Genomic DNA, 14198 nt, shown 5'->3' with positions numbered 1-14198 from the left:
TCAGATCACACACCGATGCAGCCTGGTGATGGGGAACCAGGTGAACCGGGCAGTTATCGTCAGGCTGACGTAGCGCTGGTTGTTCTTCAGTCAAAAGGCGGTTTTTCGCCGATGCGCTTCAACTTTTCTTGCTGGAATGCTTCGGCAATATCGAAAGCCTTGGCTGGTGCCGCGCTGTGATCAGTTCCCCCCTGGCTTAACAAGCCGATAAGGACCGCCATTGCGTACCTTCAAGGTCTTCATATTCAGCACGCTTCATAGCGTTTCTCCTGGTTGATTTCCCGTCTGGCCCTGTTGCCAAGGCCAGCCAGTGAAATCGGTATTGCTCAGCAAACCTGCGGGTCGACATGTCGAGCGAGGAAGCTTGCTGTGATGCGTAACGTCCACCAGAACTCAATTGCCGGCTTAACTCGGCGCCTGGTGGCTCATCTGCTGGTTTTTAAAGAGCGGTGGCTGCCGGAGCTGCCGGATGTTCTGGCCGGGCTTCGTCCGGCGCTGAGGCAAATATAGGTGAACACATATTTCCTGTCTATGGGTAAACACATATTTTTATGTGTAGGCGATAAAAAGCCCGCTCGCGGCGGGCTTGCTTCAAGACAAATCGACGTATTCCCTCCAGGCGATCCGAATCAATCCATCCTCAGTGCGCCCCACTTTTATGCCATTCGTTTCTTCAAGCGCATCCAGCAGGCGGGCCCAGTCAGCGTCGGACTCTTCTGGAGCTGGCTTCACGTCCACGTACTGCTTTTTTTGAACGTGAGGGGAAGAAATCAGACCCTGGATTCGATATCCGAGGCGCTCGTATGAATGGGAAGGTGAATGTGTGAAGGCGAGGGAAGGCATTGCGGAGACTCCATGTACTGTACATGCATACAGTTATACGGTCTCGGTGATTTTTGCAACATGGGAGGATGTGTAAAGCGCGGTTACACGACAAAGAATCGAGCAGCACGGCCAAGGTGCAGGCGAAAAAAAGCCCGGTTCAGGCCGGGCTTACTTACGATTTTTTTCCTTCAAAGCTTCATCATTGCTCGGACAACTACACCGACAATGCGACATCCCTCCGCGCACATTTCAACAGGATAGGCGGGGTTCAAAGGCTTGAGGAACCGCCGCCCACCGTCCTCCACCAGCTTCTTGAACGTGGCTTCATTGCTGTCCGCGAGCTTTGCCACTACGAGCTTGCCCGAAATTGCGTCCGCTTCAGTGTCAACCAAGATCATCATTCCTTCGGTGATGCTCGTACCCACCGGTGATGTCATTGAGTCACCTTTAACCTCCAGCCAGAATGCAACCCCCTTGGAGTCGTAATCAGATACCTCGTAACGGTCAGAGAAACCAGGCGGGAACGGCTCCACTGCTTCAGCCCATGCACCGGCTGCCACCCAGCTGATGACGGGGTATCGGAAAGAGGGCTGCTCTACGGGCGCGACGTTTGAAGTTTCGCCGGCAGAGTCAATCATCTCGCCCGTGCCTTTTTCCAGCCAAAGGGCTGAAACTCCACAAGCCTTAGCTATCGAGGCGTTGTAAGACGAGCGTCCAGATCGCCCCCTCTCCAGGTCAGAGATGGATGCTTGGTCGATGCCGACGGCCTTGGCCAGCTCTACCTGGGTAAGCCTGGCGTGCTTTCGAGCTGCTTTAACTCGGTCTTTGTATTCCATGCATGGATTATTACGGGTCTGCCCATATTGTTGCAAATGGGTGTTCCTATAGCCTACGATATGGGTATTCACATATGGAGAGGCAGCATGAACGCCATATTTAAGGACCTCGTTGCCTTCTTCGGAACGCAAGAGGTTACTGCCGAGAAGCTCGGAGTTGACCAAAGCACTGTCTCCGGATGGGTGCGAGGGAAGCACGGAATGTCTCCAGTAGTAGCGAAACGGGCAGAGCGGCTGACCGTCGGGAAATTCAAGAAAGAGGATTTGTGTCCGGCGTTTCCTTGGGAAGACGTCGCCTGACGGATTGAATTATGAGTCCACTGGCCTTGCGCCAGTAGTGTCACCGTCCTGCTGTTCATTCATCCAGTTGATGAATTGGGGACGAAAAAAAACCGCCTGGCAGGGCGGCTTTCTCTACAACTTTCTAACGAGTTGAAGCATGACAAACATCGTCCCACTTGACAAGTCCAGGGGGTTCACCCGGATGGACAACCAGCTCATGGATGGCCTGCTGGCTATCGATCTCCCTGCTCGGGAGATGAAGATTGTGCTGTACGTGGCCAAGGCCACCATCAACTTCGGTGCCGGCGCTCAGCGAATCCCGGCTACCGACATCGCGAAGGCTATCCACGTTCACCCCGACACCGTGTCCAAGGCGGTTTCCAGCCTGCTGCGTCGTCGTGTTCTATTCCGTGAGGGTGGGGCCCGGGGTGACATCGGCGTGAATGATCCAAAAGACTGGATCTACGTTGATCCGAAACAGACCAAAACAGCCGACTCGGCTCAAGTGGTCCGAATCGGCGAAGAGTCGAAACAGACCAAAACCGCCGAGTCCCTTCTTTATTCTAAGAAAGAAACCCCCTATGAAAATCTTCCTTCGGAAGATGTTTCATGCCCCCCCAGCGAGCCGGAACCGGCTCGGGAGAAGGAAGATCGCAAGGCGCCATTCGGAAAGGTCGCCATGCTTGCGGACAATCCGCACGGCCTCGACGAATCGCTGATCGCTGATTACCTGGCGGTCCGTAAGTCGAAGGGCGCCCAGATGAGCGAACGGGTCTGGGCCCGTCTGAACGAGAAACTCCGCCTGTGCCTGGCTCTGGGTATTCAGCCAGCCCAGGTGATGGAAGTCGTGATCGACAGCGGGTGGCGCAGCTTCGAAGTTGAGTGGATCACCAAGCGATTCCTCGCCAAATCGCCCGCCCAGGGCAAGCCAAACAGCCGTCATCACGGCTTCAACGACCGCGACTACCACGATGGCCTCATTCCACGGGAGGATGGCTCCTATGCGTTCTGAAAAAGTGGTCCACCTGTCCAGCATTGCCGGTCCGCAGGTGACCTCCATGGCCATATGCGAAGAGCATGGCCCGTATGAGGCGACCACTCACCAGGTGCTCAGCCACACCTTCCGCTCGCCCTGCCCAGGCTGCAAGGCGGCGCAGGTCGCCAAAACCCAGGCCGAAGACACCAAGCGTCAGCGCGTGGATCTGGCGTACAAGCTCGGCGACTCGCTGATCCCAAAGCGGTTCAAGGACAAGACGTTCGACAGCTATGCGGCGACTTGCGAAGGCCAGCACAAGGCCAAGGCGCGCTGCGAGCGTTACGCCGCCGAGTTCGATGCCAATCTGGCCGCCGGGCGCTGCCTCATCCTGGTAGGCAACCCCGGCACCGGGAAAACCCACCTGGGTGTGTCGATCGCCCAGGCCGTCATGGCCACCACCATGCATACGGCAGCCTATCGGACCCTCGGCGGAATCCTGCAGGCCATCCGCGCCACGTTCGATGGCAGTTCCGGGCAGACCGAGGGGAGCATCCTCGACGCGCTGATTCGGCCGTCGCTGTTGGTGTTGGATGAGGTCGGCGCGAGCAAGGAGGCGCCGAGCGATTTTGAGCTGAGCCGACTGTTCTCAATCATCAACGGCCGTTACGAGCGGATGCTGCCGACCATCGTGATTTCCAACCTTGGTGCGAAAGAGCTCCCGGCAGCAATGGGCGAGCGTTCGGCGGACCGCTTGCGGGAGGGTGGGGGCATCGTCCTGCCGTTCGATTGGTCGTCGCACCGTGGCCGGGAGGGAAGCTGATGCGCCAAAGCAAATTGACCAAGGCCGCGCGCGGCCGGGAGTGCCAGGTGCGCATCCCAGGCGTCTGCAACGGCAACCCGGAAACCACCGTCCTGGCGCATTACCGCATGGCCGGCATTTGCGGCGTTGGCATCAAACCAAACGACCTGCAGGGCGCCTGGGCCTGTAGTGCATGCCATGACGCGGTCGATTCGCGCAGCAGGACAGCGTTCAGTTACGACGAGCTGCGGTTCATGCACCTCGAAGGCGTGGTGCGCACCCAGGCGCAGCTGATCAACGAGGGGGTGCTGGTCGCATGAGTGGTCTTGTCCTTCGCCCGTTCAAGGCCAAGCCGGCCCGCGCCAAGCCCGTCGACCGGGAAGGGCAGGAGCAGGCTGCCCTGCTCGAAGAGATCCAGCTGCGCTATCCGGAGGTGTACGAGCTGATCTACCACGTACCGAATGGCGGCCATCGGCACAAGGGCGTGGCGCTCAAGCTCAAAGCCCAGGGCGTGAAGGCCGGCATCCCCGATCTGGTCCTGACCATGGCTCGCGGCGGTTACTTCGGCCTGTACATCGAATTCAAGGCGACCGTAGACCCGGCGCCTGTCTCTTCCAGCCAGCAAGCGTGCATTCGCCGGCTGAACGACCAAGGCTACCTGGCCGTTGTGTGTCAGGGGCATTTCGACGCCATGGAGTGCCTGAGGGCGTACCTGGCCCTGCCAAAAACGGAGGTTGCAGCATGACCAAGACCGCTGCTGTGAAAATCAGCGATGCAGAGATACGCCGGCAGGCCGCCGGCCAGGTGCGTGACCTGCGCGCCCTGGGCAACCACGGCCTGTACTTCCGGTTTCACCGTTCCCGCGAGCGCGGATCCTGGTACCTGATCCACAAGGGCAAGTGGAACCTGATCGGCTCCTACCCCGAGCTGAGCGCTGCCAGGGTGGCCGCCGCGCTGCCGGACATTCGCCTGCGCCTGGAGGCCGGTGAGGGATCGAGCCTGTCGAGCTGGGTGCTGACCGGCGAGTTGCTGGCCTGGTTCGCTGAGCGCATGTCCCGTGACCGCAACCTGTCGGCCAAACGCAAGAGCACGGCGGCGTCGGCGATCAAGCAGCACCTGGTGCCGCGCCTTGGCCAGATCCCTCTGGCCCAGATCGACAAGGCGCTGCTCGACCGCGAGCTGATGTGGCCATTGCAAGAGTCGCTGTCGATCGACTACGTGCGACTGGTGTTCCAGCTACTGGCCCTGTCGTTCCGCCAGGCCTTCAAGCTCGGCCTGATCAGCTCCAACCCCATGGCCGGCATCCGTTTCGGTGACTTCTCCAAGGCCAAGGTCACGGTCAAGCCGTCGCGCCTGCGTGGTGTGCACCTTGAGGACCTGATGACCCGCATGAAGAGCACCTTGGCGCACCGCCCGCAGCATGGCGTGTTGGCCCTGATGATGCTGTGCCATGGCACCCGGCTGGGCGAAACCCGCATGGCCCGCTGGAGCCATATCAGCCTGGCCGAGCGGGAGTGGTTCATTCCGGCCGAGCACACCAAGACCAGCGTGCAGCACCGCCTGCCGCTGACCGACCAGGTGCGCTTCCTGTTGATGGCCTACCGCGAGATCCAGCGCAACGAAGGCTACGACGGCGAGTTTCTGTTCCCGGGGCGCCAGGGCAAGCCGATGAGCGAGGCCAAGGCGTCCGCTGTGTTTACCGTCATGGGGCAGGGCGAGTGGACCAGTCACGACCTGCGCAAGCTGGCCCGCACCGGCTGGGCTGACCTGGGCGTCGACCACCTGGTGGGTGAGCTGCTGATCAACCATGCCATGGGCCACAACGTGAAGGTGTACGTCCAGTCCGACATCATGGGCCGCAAGCGTGAGGCGCTGGAGAAGTGGCACGCCCACCTTGATCAGAAGGGTTTCGCCTCGGTTCACGGCTTGACTGGTGATAGATCAATGGATTCATGGATTCTCTGCAAGGCCGCAGAGCGCGCGGGCTTCGACGGACTTCCGGTATCCACCATAAGCGAGGATTCAAAGTGACAGGGAAGAGCCATGGCCCTGCCTTCAAGGCGAAGCCGATCGATCTAAAACACTGCCATGTTTGCAAGGGAAAGGCGGTCGTCATGGGGGTGTTCCATGAGCTGCCTTGCGCCGCCTGCCATGCTTCAGGTTGGGTTTCGGCTGACACGGGCGAGGCATTGCCGCCGGAGGTGCTCGTAACTCAGCTGGGTTTGCTGCTGAACATCTACCAGCAGCGCCTCATTGCGAGCGGCGAAGCGCTCAGGAAGGCGTGGGGCACAGATCGGAATTATCAGGAAGGCAACCGGCTCGGCGCCGGCGGCACCAACTACACCGGGGATTGAGGGGGAAGGACATGAAAAAGCGAACCTACGTAGACAAGGCCCTTGGTGACACCGCTTACATGCTCGAGCAATGGGGCTGGTGGCGCATGGATGGCATGGGCGTGCCTCAGTACGTATGCCCGCTGTATGCGCTTATGAAGGAACACGTTCCAGCGGAAGGAGGGCTTAAGCAGTACGTGATCACGGACGACCTGGCGCTTGCGGTGGATGGCGCTGTAGCCAGGCTGAACAAGCGCAACCCGCAGATGGGCGGCTTCGTCTGGCTGTACTTCGGTGCTAAGTGGCCGGCGCTGCGGATCGCCCGCGAGCACAAGATGAGCGAAGCCAAGGCCCGCGAGCTGATCAATACCGGAGTGGCTTGGATTGACTGCGCTTTGGAGCAGTTGCGAGAGGCTGCATAAAAAGCTTTCCGCGCGGATAAACACCTGTTTTCATAGCAGCGTGTCCAGCTTGCAAGCAACGCGACACAAACAAACCCCAGGCATTGAGCTCTGGGGTTTTTTGCTTACGTCCTTAAAGGTTCGACAGCTCACGCCGATAGTGTCATGTAGCCATCTATTTTTGAATGGTGTTGCCGATACTCAAGAGGGAAAAATGTCGCACGCTTACTGGTACTACGCACTGAATGGATCGAGACAGGGACCGTTTACGCTTGAGCAGATGCATGGCTTTGCATCTACCAGCGCTATCCAGCCGGAGACGAAAGTCTGGCAGGGTGCGGGTGACTGGGTTGAGCTTAAGGAAACGGTGCTGGCATCTAGCATCCCCAAGCCGGTAGGCCCACCGCCACTCGCTGCTACGGACATTGACAACCGGTTCGTGTGGGCGTTGGTGGGTGTTCAACTGGTCGGAGGCGTGATTGAACTGATCTCAGGAGCCGCTATCTGGTGGGCGTTTGTGATCTTGAACATTGGTCTCTGTATTGCCGATGAAAGACGTCTGAAAGCAGCAGGGCACTCTGCCCCAGCAACCTGGTGGGCGCTTATCGTCCCTGGTTACCTGTGGAAGAGGGCAGTCCTGCTTGGGCACAAAAAGAACTATTTCTTTGCATGGATTGCTGCTTTTGTTGTGTCGATTGCTTTGGCTGCCGCTGGTGGCGATTCGGCTATCGAAGACGCTGCTTGCCCGCTGGTGACGGATATCATCCACAAGCAGTTGTTCCAACGGTCGAGCTGTATAGCGGTAACTATCGATGATGAGCCGTCATCCGGTTTCTATCGCGCAACAGCGCTCCTGGACAACGGGAATGAGATAGATATCACCATCCAGAAAAAGGGTGACAACATTTTTGTCCAAGTGCCTCGACAGTAAGCGCACCCTCGCGAAGCCCAGCCAAGTGCTGGGCTTTTTCGTTTATGCAGATGAGTACCATGGATTAATGGCAGATTGCGGCGCTCGCCCCCGCTAGGCTCGCTGAAACAGTACGAGAGGGAGTCAGCCGGGTACGCACCGACCATCTGCACCATATTCAAGGCCTCGGCATTCGCCGGGGCTTTTTCGTTTTCGGCTCCACCACACCCATTGCCCCGAGCTGGGAGTGCAGTTGGGGCCGAACCTATTCCGCTCCCCAAAAGGGAGGAACCGAGATGCCGAACATGCCCGAGAAGGATCCTAGCCTGTGGGCCGCTGTGCTCACTGGGGTGCTGGCCCATCAGCCTCAACTGGGTGCTGCTGGCTTGTCCGTTGCGATCGCCGTCCTCCGGGTGGTGTATGGCGGCGGCACACGGAGACAGATGTTCTTGGAGGGCGCGCTGTGCGGCCTCATCACGTTGGCCTTGGTGCCGCTGCTCGAATGGATGGGGCTGCCCCAGGGCATGGCCACCTTTGCCGGAGGTATGGTCGGCTTCATGGGTGTGGAGAAGCTTCGGGTCTACTCCGACCTTTTCCTGTCTCGCAAGGCGCAGGGATGATGGCCCGGCTCAGGACGCTCGGCTCTCGCATCAAGGAAAGCGCAGGTTCGCGGGTCAAGGTGGCCACGCCAGGCAGCTGGCGGAGCGGCATGACCAGCTCCCAGCGCGGCTATGGCTACAAGTGGCAGCAAGCCCGAGAACGGTACCTGCGCGACAACCCGCTGTGCGTCTACTGCGAGCGGAACGGCCGCACAACTGTGGCCAGGGTAGTCGACCACATCGTTGCTCACCGTGGAGACATGGTTCTCTTCTGGGATGAGGCCAATTGGCAGAGTCTCTGCAAGCCTTGCCACGACTCCGTCAAGCAGGCTGAGGAGGCGGCGGGGCTGGGTGGCTGACACGTCAGCAGATCGCCGAAACCCAACGCGCTGAGCTAAAGGCACGCCAATGACGTGCCACGAAAGGGGTAGGGGGTTAAAAGTTAGGGATTCTCATCTAGCTAGACCGCCTCCGACCCCACGTAGACATTTTTCTCCCCCCTAAAGGTTTTTGTTAATGGTGTTAACAGACAAACAGCGACAGTTTGTTGACGCTAAGGCTAAGGGCGCGTCCAACAAAGAAGCGGCGGAAGCTGCGGGCAGCAAGCCCTCGACGGCTGCTGCCGCTGGTTCGCGCTGGGCCAGTGATCCAAAGATCGCATCCGCCATCCTGGCTCGTCGGGCAGAGCTCAGTGTTAACCCTGAGCCCAAAAAACGTAGGGGAAAATCGAAGGCGGATGAGCCAGCTGAAGACCCTCCCGAAGTCAACGAAGCCGATGGCGAGTTCCTGAGCTGCCTGCCGTCAACCGACGATCCGCTGGTTTGGCTGCTCGCACTGATGAATGAGCCACGGGCAAAAGTATTTGACCGGCGGAACGCCGCACAGACGGCCGTTCCGTACATCCACGGGAAGAAGGCCGAAACGGGCAAGAAAGAACAGAAGGCGGAAGCCGCGAAAGAGGCCGGCAAGGGCAAGTACTCCCAGAGCAAACCGCCGCTCACTGTCGTCAAGGGGTGACACATGCTTTGGACCACGGCCTGCCCGGATTGGTGGCGGCGCCTGGCTGCCAGCGAATCGATCATCCCTGAACCGCTGTTCCCTCAGGAGGCTGAAGAGAGCCTTGAGGTTTTCAAGGGGCTTCGCATCGTCGACGCCCCGGGCAGTCCAACTATCGAGAGTGCATGCGCACCGTGGGTGCTGGCTTTCGCTGGGGCTGTATTCGGTAGCTACAACAGTGAAACAGGCGAGCGCCTGATTCGGGAGTTCATGCTTTGCATCCCGAAGAAGAACAGCAAGTCAACCATCGCCGCTGCAATCATGCTGACGGCCCTAGTGCGCAACTGGCGGATGTCGGCGGAGTTCATCATCCTCGCTCCGACAAAGGAAATTGCCGACAACGCCTTCGTCCCAGCCAAGGACATGGTCAACAACGACGAAGAGCTGAAGGACCTGCTGCACGTGCAGCCACACCTTCGGCTGATCACTCACCGCGAGACGGGCGCCACGCTGAAGGTCGTCGCCGCTGATAGCGACGTGGTGGGCGGCAAGAAGGCCGTTGGCGTGCTGATCGACGAGGCTTGGCTGTTTGGCAAGAATCCGAAAGCCGCTGATATGATCCGGGAGGCCACCGGTGGCCTGCTGTCCCGTCCTGAAGGCTTTGTCATCTGGCTGACCACTCAATCGAACGAGCCGCCGGCCGGGGTGTTCCGGTCGAAGCTGAATTATGCCCGCGGCGTGCGTGATGGCCGTATCAACGACAATCGCTTCCTGCCGATCATCTACGAATTCTCGAAAGAGATGATCGACAGCGGCGCTGCGCGCAAGCCCGAGAACTTCCACCTGGTGAACCCAAACATGGGGTTCTCGGTGGATCGCCCCACGCTTGAACGCCTGTTCATGCAAGCGGAAATCGACGGCGAAGCTGAGTTGCGTGGTTTCCTGGCCAAGCACCTAAACATCGAGATCGGCCTGGCCCTGATGTCGGACGCCTGGGTGGGCGCAGAGTTCTGGGAGCCGCAGGCGGCCACATGGCTCAATCTGGAGCAGATCCTTGAGCGGTGCGAGGTCATTGATGTGGGCGGTGACGGCGGCGGCCTGGACGACTTGCTCGGGCTTGCTGTCGTAGGCCGAGAGACAGGTACGCGACGGTGGTTCCACTGGGCGCATGCCTGGGCCCACCCCTCGGTGCTTGAGCGGCGCAAGTCCGAAGCGCCCAGGCTTAAGGACCTCGAAGCGATTGGCGATTTGACCATCGTCAAGCGCATCGGCGATGACGTCGAGGAATTCGCTGCAATCGTTAAGCGCATCAATGAGTCGGGCCTGCTGGACAAGGTCGGGCTAGACCCGGCTGGCATTGGCTCCGTTCTTGATGCTTTGGCAGATGCCGGCGTCGAAGAAGACAAGATCGTTGGCATTTCCCAAGGCTGGAAGTTGACCGGCGCGATCAAGACCACGGAACGCAAGCTTGCCGAGGGCACGCTGCTGCACTGCGGCCAGCCGCTCATGGCCTGGTCGTGCGGGAACGCCAAAGGCGTGCCGTCGGCCAACGCCTTCTTGATCACCAAGCAGGCCTCGGGCACGGCCAAGATCGATCCGCTCATGGCTACATTCAACGCCGTTTCTCTGATCAGCCTCAATCCTGAGGGGCGTGGGGGAATGGACAACTTTATGGCTGGAATTCGGGACCCACTGATCGCATGAACGCATTTCATATTTTCATCGCCTGCGCAGTGGTCGCTTTCTGCTTGGCATGCAGCGGGGTCTGGATGCTGGCTGGTACCGGCTGGGCTTTGCTGGCCGGATCGCTGAGCTTCTTCTGCATCGCTGGCTTCATCCGCAGAGGGCTTGTCAGTGATTAAAACCCTATCCCAGGCATTGGGTGCTGCTGCCACCAAACCCTCAGCCAGCATGAGTGAGTGGCTGGGGAAGACTATCAAACTGTCGGATGGCGGCTTCTGGAGTGCCTTTAACGGTGCCCAGTCCAGTAGCGGTAAGTCAGTCAGCGTCGACAAGGCCATGCGCCTGTCCACCGTGTGGGCATGCGTCCGTATCATCTCGACCTCGGTAGCCGGCCTGCCATTGAGCATCTATCGGCGGATGCCCGATGGTAGTCGAGAGAGCGCCCGCGATTTCCCGCTGTACGACGTTGTTCACAACAGCCCCAACGAAGACATGGCTGCCTTCCATTTCTGGCAGGCAGTGGTCGCCTCGATGCTGTTGTGGGGCAACGCCTACTGCGAGATCCATCGCTCTGCTGGACGCGTCATCGCCTTGGACTTCCTGATGCCGTCGAGAGTCGATCCTGAGTTCGACGACGATGGACGGCTCAGGTATTTCTTCAGGCCCCGAAAGGGCGCGCGCCGGGAGATTTTGCGACAAGACATGCTGCACATCCCGGCGTTTACCCTGGATGGCCGAGTTGGACTTTCCGCCATTCGTTACGGCGCGGATGTGTTCGGTTCTGCAATGTCAGCAGACGACGCCGCCAACAGTACGTTCCGCAACGGCATGATGCCTACGGTCGCGTTCTCGGTGGACAAAACGCTGAACCCTGCCCAGCGCGTTGAGTTCCGCGAGTACGTCAAGACGATCTCTGGGGCGTTGAATGCCGGCAAGAGCCCCGTGCTCGAGCAAGGTGTGAAGCCGGAAATGATCGGCATCAACCCTGCTGATGCTCAGCTGCTGGAGTCGAGAGGACACAGCATCGAGGAAATCTGCCGCTGGTTCGGCGTCCCGCCTTGGATGGTGATGAAGACCGACAAGGGCAGCAACTGGGGCACGGGGCTGGAACAGCAGCAGATCGCGTTCCTAACCTACTGCATCATGTCCTTTACGGCGCCGATCGAGCAGTGCGTGAACAAGTGGTGCATGACGGCTGTTGACCGGATCAAGTTCTACGCAGAGTACTCACTTGAAGCGTTCCTGCGCGCGGACAGCGCCGGTCGCGCTGCCTATCTCAGCACAATGGGGCAGAACGGCTACATGACCCGAAACGAGGGCCGTCGCAAAGAAAACCTTCCGAGCATGCCGGGTGGCGATGTACTGACGGTGCAATCCAACCTGGTGCCACTTGACCAGTTGGGCAAGCAAAACGATAGCCAGGCCGCAAGGGCCGCACTGATGAACTGGCTCCAACAGCCGGAAAAGTAAATCACGGGAGCAATCCATGAAGCACAAGATCCAGTCTCGCGGCCTGCGCAGCGAGATGAGCCCGCGCGCGCTCGAAAAATGGAATCCCGCGATCCAGGCGGCCGTCGAGAACACCTCGGACACCATTACTGTTTACGGAGTGATCGGCGAAGACTGGTATGGCGAAGGCGTCACGCTGAAACGAGTCGATGCCGCGCTGCGGGCCATAGGCGAGCGTGATGTCACCGTCTACATCAACTCGCCAGGCGGCGATATGTTCGAAGGCATTGCCATCTACAACCGCCTGCAGGAGCACAGCCACCAAGTCACCACCAAGGTGCTCGGCATGGCGGCTAGCGCTGCGTCGATTGTGTTCCTGGCCGGCAAAAAACGCGAGGTGGCCAGCAGCGCCTTCCTCATGATCCACAACTGCTGGACCTGGCTTGCCGGCAATCGCAACTACCTGCGCGACATCGCTGACGACATGGAGGAGTTCGACGCCGCGATGGCAGACCTCTATGCCGAGACCAGCGGCCAGTCGACAGAAGACATGGCCGAGCTGATGGACGACGAAACCTACATCCGCGGCAAGCGTGCCGTGGAGCTTGGCCTGGCCACCGGGCTGTTGTCGTCCACTGAAGTAACCGAGCGCGAAACCGAAGATGCCGCGCAGGCCAATGCGCTCAAGGCCATGGATGTAGCGCTGGCCAAGGGTGGCATGCCTCGCTCCGAGCGCCGCGAACTATTCGCCAGTTTCAAGTCCGGTATGCCTCGCGCTACCGGCGGGGGTACGCATAACGCTGCCCCGCCCGATAAGCCCCGCGCTGTCGCGCCAGACCTCTCCGCCTCTCTGAGCGCGGCAACCAATCTCCTCAATTCTCTGAAAGGAAAGTGACCATGGACTTTGAAGCCCAAGTCAAGGAACTCAACGCCAGCCTCAAGGGCATTGGCGATCAGATCAAAAGCCAGGCCGAGGCGACCGAGAAGCAGATCAAGGCCTCCGGTGAAATGAATACCGAAACCCGCGCCAAGGTTGATGAACTGCTGACAAAGCAGGGCGAGCTTCAGGCGCGACTGGGCGAGGCCGAGCAGAAGCTCGTGAACGCAAGCCGGGATCGCAACCATCAGGAGGAACCGCAGAAATCGGTAGGCGCCCTCGTGATCGAAAGCGAAGAAATGAAGGACATGAACTCGTCCTTCCGCGGCTCTCGTCGTGTCTCCGTACCGCGTGCGGCCATCACCACCGCAACCGGCGGCGACCTGGTGCAGACTCAGCGCCTGCCGGGGATCATTGCCCCGGCTCAACGGCGACTGACCGTTCGCGACCTGGTCGCGCCGGGTACCACAGAATCGAACTCCATCGAGTACGTGCGTGAGACTGGCTTCACCAACAACGCCCGCACCGTGGCGGAGACGACTGCCAAGCCGTATTCCGATCTGACCTTCGGCCTGACCACTGCGAACGTGAGGACCATCGCCCATTTGTTCAAAGCCAGCCGGCAGATGCTGGACGATGCCAAGGCCTTGCAGAGCTACATCGACGGTCGTGCACGCTACGGCCTCAACATGGCTGAAGAGGCTCAGTTGCTTTACGGCAACGGCACCGGGGTGAACCTGCAGGGCCTCATGACGGTTGCTCAACTGTACGCCGCCCCAGCTGGCGTTGCTGTGGTGGGCGAGCAGCGCATTGACCGCCTGCGCCTGGCACTTCTGCAGGCCGAACTGGCCGAGTTTCCATCGGACGGCATCGTGCTCAACCCGATCGACTGGGCGGCCATTGAGCTGACCAAGGACGGGGAAGGCCGCTACATCATCGGTCAACCGCAAGAAGGCACCAACGCGAAGCTGTGGAATCGTCCGGTGGTTTCCACCCAGGCCATGACCCAGAACGACTTCTTGGTTGGTGCCTTCAAGCTCGGCGCTCAGATCTTCGACCGCATGGAAATCGAAGTGTTGATCTCGACCGAGAACAGTGATGACTTCGAGAAAAACATGGCAACGATTCGTGCTGAAGAGCGCCTGGCCTTTGCCATCTATCGCGACGAAGCATTCGTTACTGGCCCGCTGGTCACGCCTTAACCATCCCGCAGATCGGCGCCAGAAATGGCG

19 protein-coding genes are annotated in these 14198 nt (G+C 59.6%); 16 read left to right on the top strand and 3 right to left on the bottom strand.

What is annotated here, in order from left to right:
• Positions 1-86: 86 nt before the first annotated feature.
• The 3 genes from HP547_RS29400 to HP547_RS00325 all read right to left on the bottom strand — a co-directional run bounded on the left by HP547_RS29400 (position 87) and on the right by HP547_RS00325 (position 1826).
• On the bottom strand, positions 87-221 hold the full coding sequence (locus tag HP547_RS29400) for a hypothetical protein (RefSeq protein WP_256676224.1): 135 nt from the start codon (positions 219-221) through the stop codon (positions 87-89).
• A 370-nt stretch (positions 222-591) separates the two neighbouring features.
• A complete protein-coding gene (locus HP547_RS00330) occupies positions 592-843 on the bottom strand; it encodes a DUF1654 domain-containing protein (RefSeq protein ID WP_172285213.1) in 252 nt (83 codons plus the stop codon).
• 170 nt (positions 844-1013) lie between these two features.
• The gene (locus HP547_RS00325) at positions 1014-1826 is read right to left on the bottom strand and encodes a LexA family protein (RefSeq protein ID WP_372242840.1); all 813 of its coding nucleotides are present in this window, start codon (positions 1824-1826) and stop codon (positions 1014-1016) included.
• Between HP547_RS00325 and HP547_RS00320 the strand changes: the two genes are divergently transcribed.
• From HP547_RS00320 to HP547_RS00245, 16 genes are all read left to right on the top strand, one after another.
• Entirely contained in the window at positions 1722-1961 is a 240-nt protein-coding gene (locus tag HP547_RS00320; RefSeq protein ID WP_372242839.1) for a YdaS family helix-turn-helix protein, read from the top strand. The genes HP547_RS00325 and HP547_RS00320 overlap by 105 nt on opposite strands.
• A 139-nt stretch (positions 1962-2100) precedes the next feature.
• Positions 2101-2955 carry a replication protein gene (locus tag HP547_RS00315; RefSeq protein ID WP_172285210.1) on the top strand — a complete coding sequence of 285 codons (855 nt, stop codon included), beginning with the start codon at positions 2101-2103 and terminating at the stop codon, positions 2953-2955.
• Between the two features lie 46 nt (positions 2956-3001).
• Positions 3002-3739: an ATP-binding protein gene (locus HP547_RS00310; RefSeq protein ID WP_372242838.1), complete on the top strand. Its 738-nt coding sequence runs from the start codon at positions 3002-3004 to the stop codon at positions 3737-3739.
• Positions 3739-4038 carry a DUF1364 domain-containing protein gene (locus HP547_RS00305; RefSeq protein ID WP_172285208.1) on the top strand — a complete coding sequence of 100 codons (300 nt, stop codon included), beginning with the start codon at positions 3739-3741 and terminating at the stop codon, positions 4036-4038. Before HP547_RS00310 ends, HP547_RS00305 begins: the two co-directional genes overlap by 1 nt.
• Complete coding sequence (locus HP547_RS00300) at positions 4035-4463, top strand: VRR-NUC domain-containing protein (protein ID WP_172285207.1); 429 nt, start codon at positions 4035-4037, stop codon at positions 4461-4463. Before HP547_RS00305 ends, HP547_RS00300 begins: the two co-directional genes overlap by 4 nt.
• Positions 4460-5749, top strand: a complete 1290-nt coding sequence (locus tag HP547_RS00295) for a site-specific integrase (protein ID WP_172285206.1) — start codon at positions 4460-4462, stop codon at positions 5747-5749. The genes HP547_RS00300 and HP547_RS00295 overlap by 4 nt, the downstream gene beginning before the upstream one ends.
• On the top strand, positions 5746-6072 hold the full coding sequence (locus tag HP547_RS00290; RefSeq protein ID WP_172285205.1) for a hypothetical protein: 327 nt from the start codon (positions 5746-5748) through the stop codon (positions 6070-6072). The genes HP547_RS00295 and HP547_RS00290 overlap by 4 nt, the downstream gene beginning before the upstream one ends.
• Before the next feature lie 11 nt (positions 6073-6083).
• Positions 6084-6473: an antiterminator Q family protein gene (locus HP547_RS00285; protein ID WP_172285204.1), complete on the top strand. Its 390-nt coding sequence runs from the start codon at positions 6084-6086 to the stop codon at positions 6471-6473.
• A 193-nt stretch (positions 6474-6666) separates the two neighbouring features.
• Complete coding sequence (locus tag HP547_RS00280) at positions 6667-7383, top strand: DUF4339 domain-containing protein (protein ID WP_172285203.1); 717 nt, start codon at positions 6667-6669, stop codon at positions 7381-7383.
• Positions 7384-7658: 275 nt separating this feature from the next.
• Positions 7659-7982: a phage holin, lambda family gene (locus HP547_RS00275; RefSeq protein ID WP_172285202.1), complete on the top strand. Its 324-nt coding sequence runs from the start codon at positions 7659-7661 to the stop codon at positions 7980-7982.
• The gene (locus HP547_RS00270; protein WP_172285241.1) at positions 7982-8320 is read left to right on the top strand and encodes an HNH endonuclease; all 339 of its coding nucleotides are present in this window, start codon (positions 7982-7984) and stop codon (positions 8318-8320) included. Before HP547_RS00275 ends, HP547_RS00270 begins: the two co-directional genes overlap by 1 nt.
• A gap of 157 nt (positions 8321-8477) precedes the next feature.
• On the top strand, positions 8478-8978 hold the full coding sequence (locus HP547_RS00265; RefSeq protein WP_172285201.1) for a terminase small subunit: 501 nt from the start codon (positions 8478-8480) through the stop codon (positions 8976-8978).
• Between the two features lie 3 nt (positions 8979-8981).
• Positions 8982-10661, top strand: coding sequence for a terminase large subunit (locus tag HP547_RS00260; protein ID WP_172285200.1), 1680 nt, complete (start codon positions 8982-8984; stop codon positions 10659-10661).
• 150 nt (positions 10662-10811) lie between these two features.
• A complete protein-coding gene (locus tag HP547_RS00255; protein ID WP_172285199.1) occupies positions 10812-12110 on the top strand; it encodes a phage portal protein in 1299 nt (432 codons plus the stop codon).
• Positions 12111-12126: 16 nt separating this feature from the next.
• Positions 12127-12984 carry a head maturation protease, ClpP-related gene (locus HP547_RS00250; RefSeq protein WP_172285198.1) on the top strand — a complete coding sequence of 286 codons (858 nt, stop codon included), beginning with the start codon at positions 12127-12129 and terminating at the stop codon, positions 12982-12984.
• A 2-nt stretch (positions 12985-12986) separates the two neighbouring features.
• Positions 12987-14168 (top strand): phage major capsid protein, encoded by a 1182-nt coding sequence (locus HP547_RS00245; RefSeq protein WP_016485706.1) that lies wholly within the window; start codon positions 12987-12989, stop codon positions 14166-14168.
• The last annotated feature ends 30 nt before the right edge of the window (positions 14169-14198 follow it).

The organism is Pseudomonas sp. CM27, assembly GCF_013179515.1.
GTDB lineage: Bacteria > Pseudomonadota > Gammaproteobacteria > Pseudomonadales > Pseudomonadaceae > Aquipseudomonas.
The sequence above is the reverse complement of the archived record's forward strand: the minus strand, read 5'-3'. Positions and strand labels throughout refer to the sequence as shown.

Excerpts from the sequence above, each read along its gene's own strand:
- HP547_RS29400 (WP_256676224.1), bottom strand. The coding sequence starts at position 221 with ATGGCGGTCCTTATCGGCTTGTTAAGCCAGGGGGGAACTGATCACAGC.
- HP547_RS00330 (WP_172285213.1), bottom strand. The coding sequence starts at position 843 with ATGCCTTCCCTCGCCTTCACACATTCACCTTCCCATTCATACGAGCGC.
- HP547_RS00320 (WP_372242839.1), top strand. The coding sequence starts at position 1,722 with ATGGGTATTCACATATGGAGAGGCAGCATGAACGCCATATTTAAGGAC.
- HP547_RS00315 (WP_172285210.1), top strand. The coding sequence starts at position 2,101 with ATGACAAACATCGTCCCACTTGACAAGTCCAGGGGGTTCACCCGGATG.
- HP547_RS00310 (WP_372242838.1), top strand. The coding sequence starts at position 3,002 with ATGGCCATATGCGAAGAGCATGGCCCGTATGAGGCGACCACTCACCAG.
- HP547_RS00305 (WP_172285208.1), top strand. The coding sequence starts at position 3,739 with ATGCGCCAAAGCAAATTGACCAAGGCCGCGCGCGGCCGGGAGTGCCAG.
- HP547_RS00300 (WP_172285207.1), top strand. The coding sequence starts at position 4,035 with ATGAGTGGTCTTGTCCTTCGCCCGTTCAAGGCCAAGCCGGCCCGCGCC.
- HP547_RS00295 (WP_172285206.1), top strand. The coding sequence starts at position 4,460 with ATGACCAAGACCGCTGCTGTGAAAATCAGCGATGCAGAGATACGCCGG.
- HP547_RS00285 (WP_172285204.1), top strand. The coding sequence starts at position 6,084 with ATGAAAAAGCGAACCTACGTAGACAAGGCCCTTGGTGACACCGCTTAC.
- HP547_RS00280 (WP_172285203.1), top strand. The coding sequence starts at position 6,667 with ATGTCGCACGCTTACTGGTACTACGCACTGAATGGATCGAGACAGGGA.
- HP547_RS00275 (WP_172285202.1), top strand. The coding sequence starts at position 7,659 with ATGCCGAACATGCCCGAGAAGGATCCTAGCCTGTGGGCCGCTGTGCTC.
- HP547_RS00270 (WP_172285241.1), top strand. The coding sequence starts at position 7,982 with ATGGCCCGGCTCAGGACGCTCGGCTCTCGCATCAAGGAAAGCGCAGGT.
- HP547_RS00265 (WP_172285201.1), top strand. The coding sequence starts at position 8,478 with ATGGTGTTAACAGACAAACAGCGACAGTTTGTTGACGCTAAGGCTAAG.
- HP547_RS00260 (WP_172285200.1), top strand. The coding sequence starts at position 8,982 with ATGCTTTGGACCACGGCCTGCCCGGATTGGTGGCGGCGCCTGGCTGCC.
- HP547_RS00250 (WP_172285198.1), top strand. The coding sequence starts at position 12,127 with ATGAAGCACAAGATCCAGTCTCGCGGCCTGCGCAGCGAGATGAGCCCG.
- HP547_RS00245 (WP_016485706.1), top strand. The coding sequence starts at position 12,987 with ATGGACTTTGAAGCCCAAGTCAAGGAACTCAACGCCAGCCTCAAGGGC.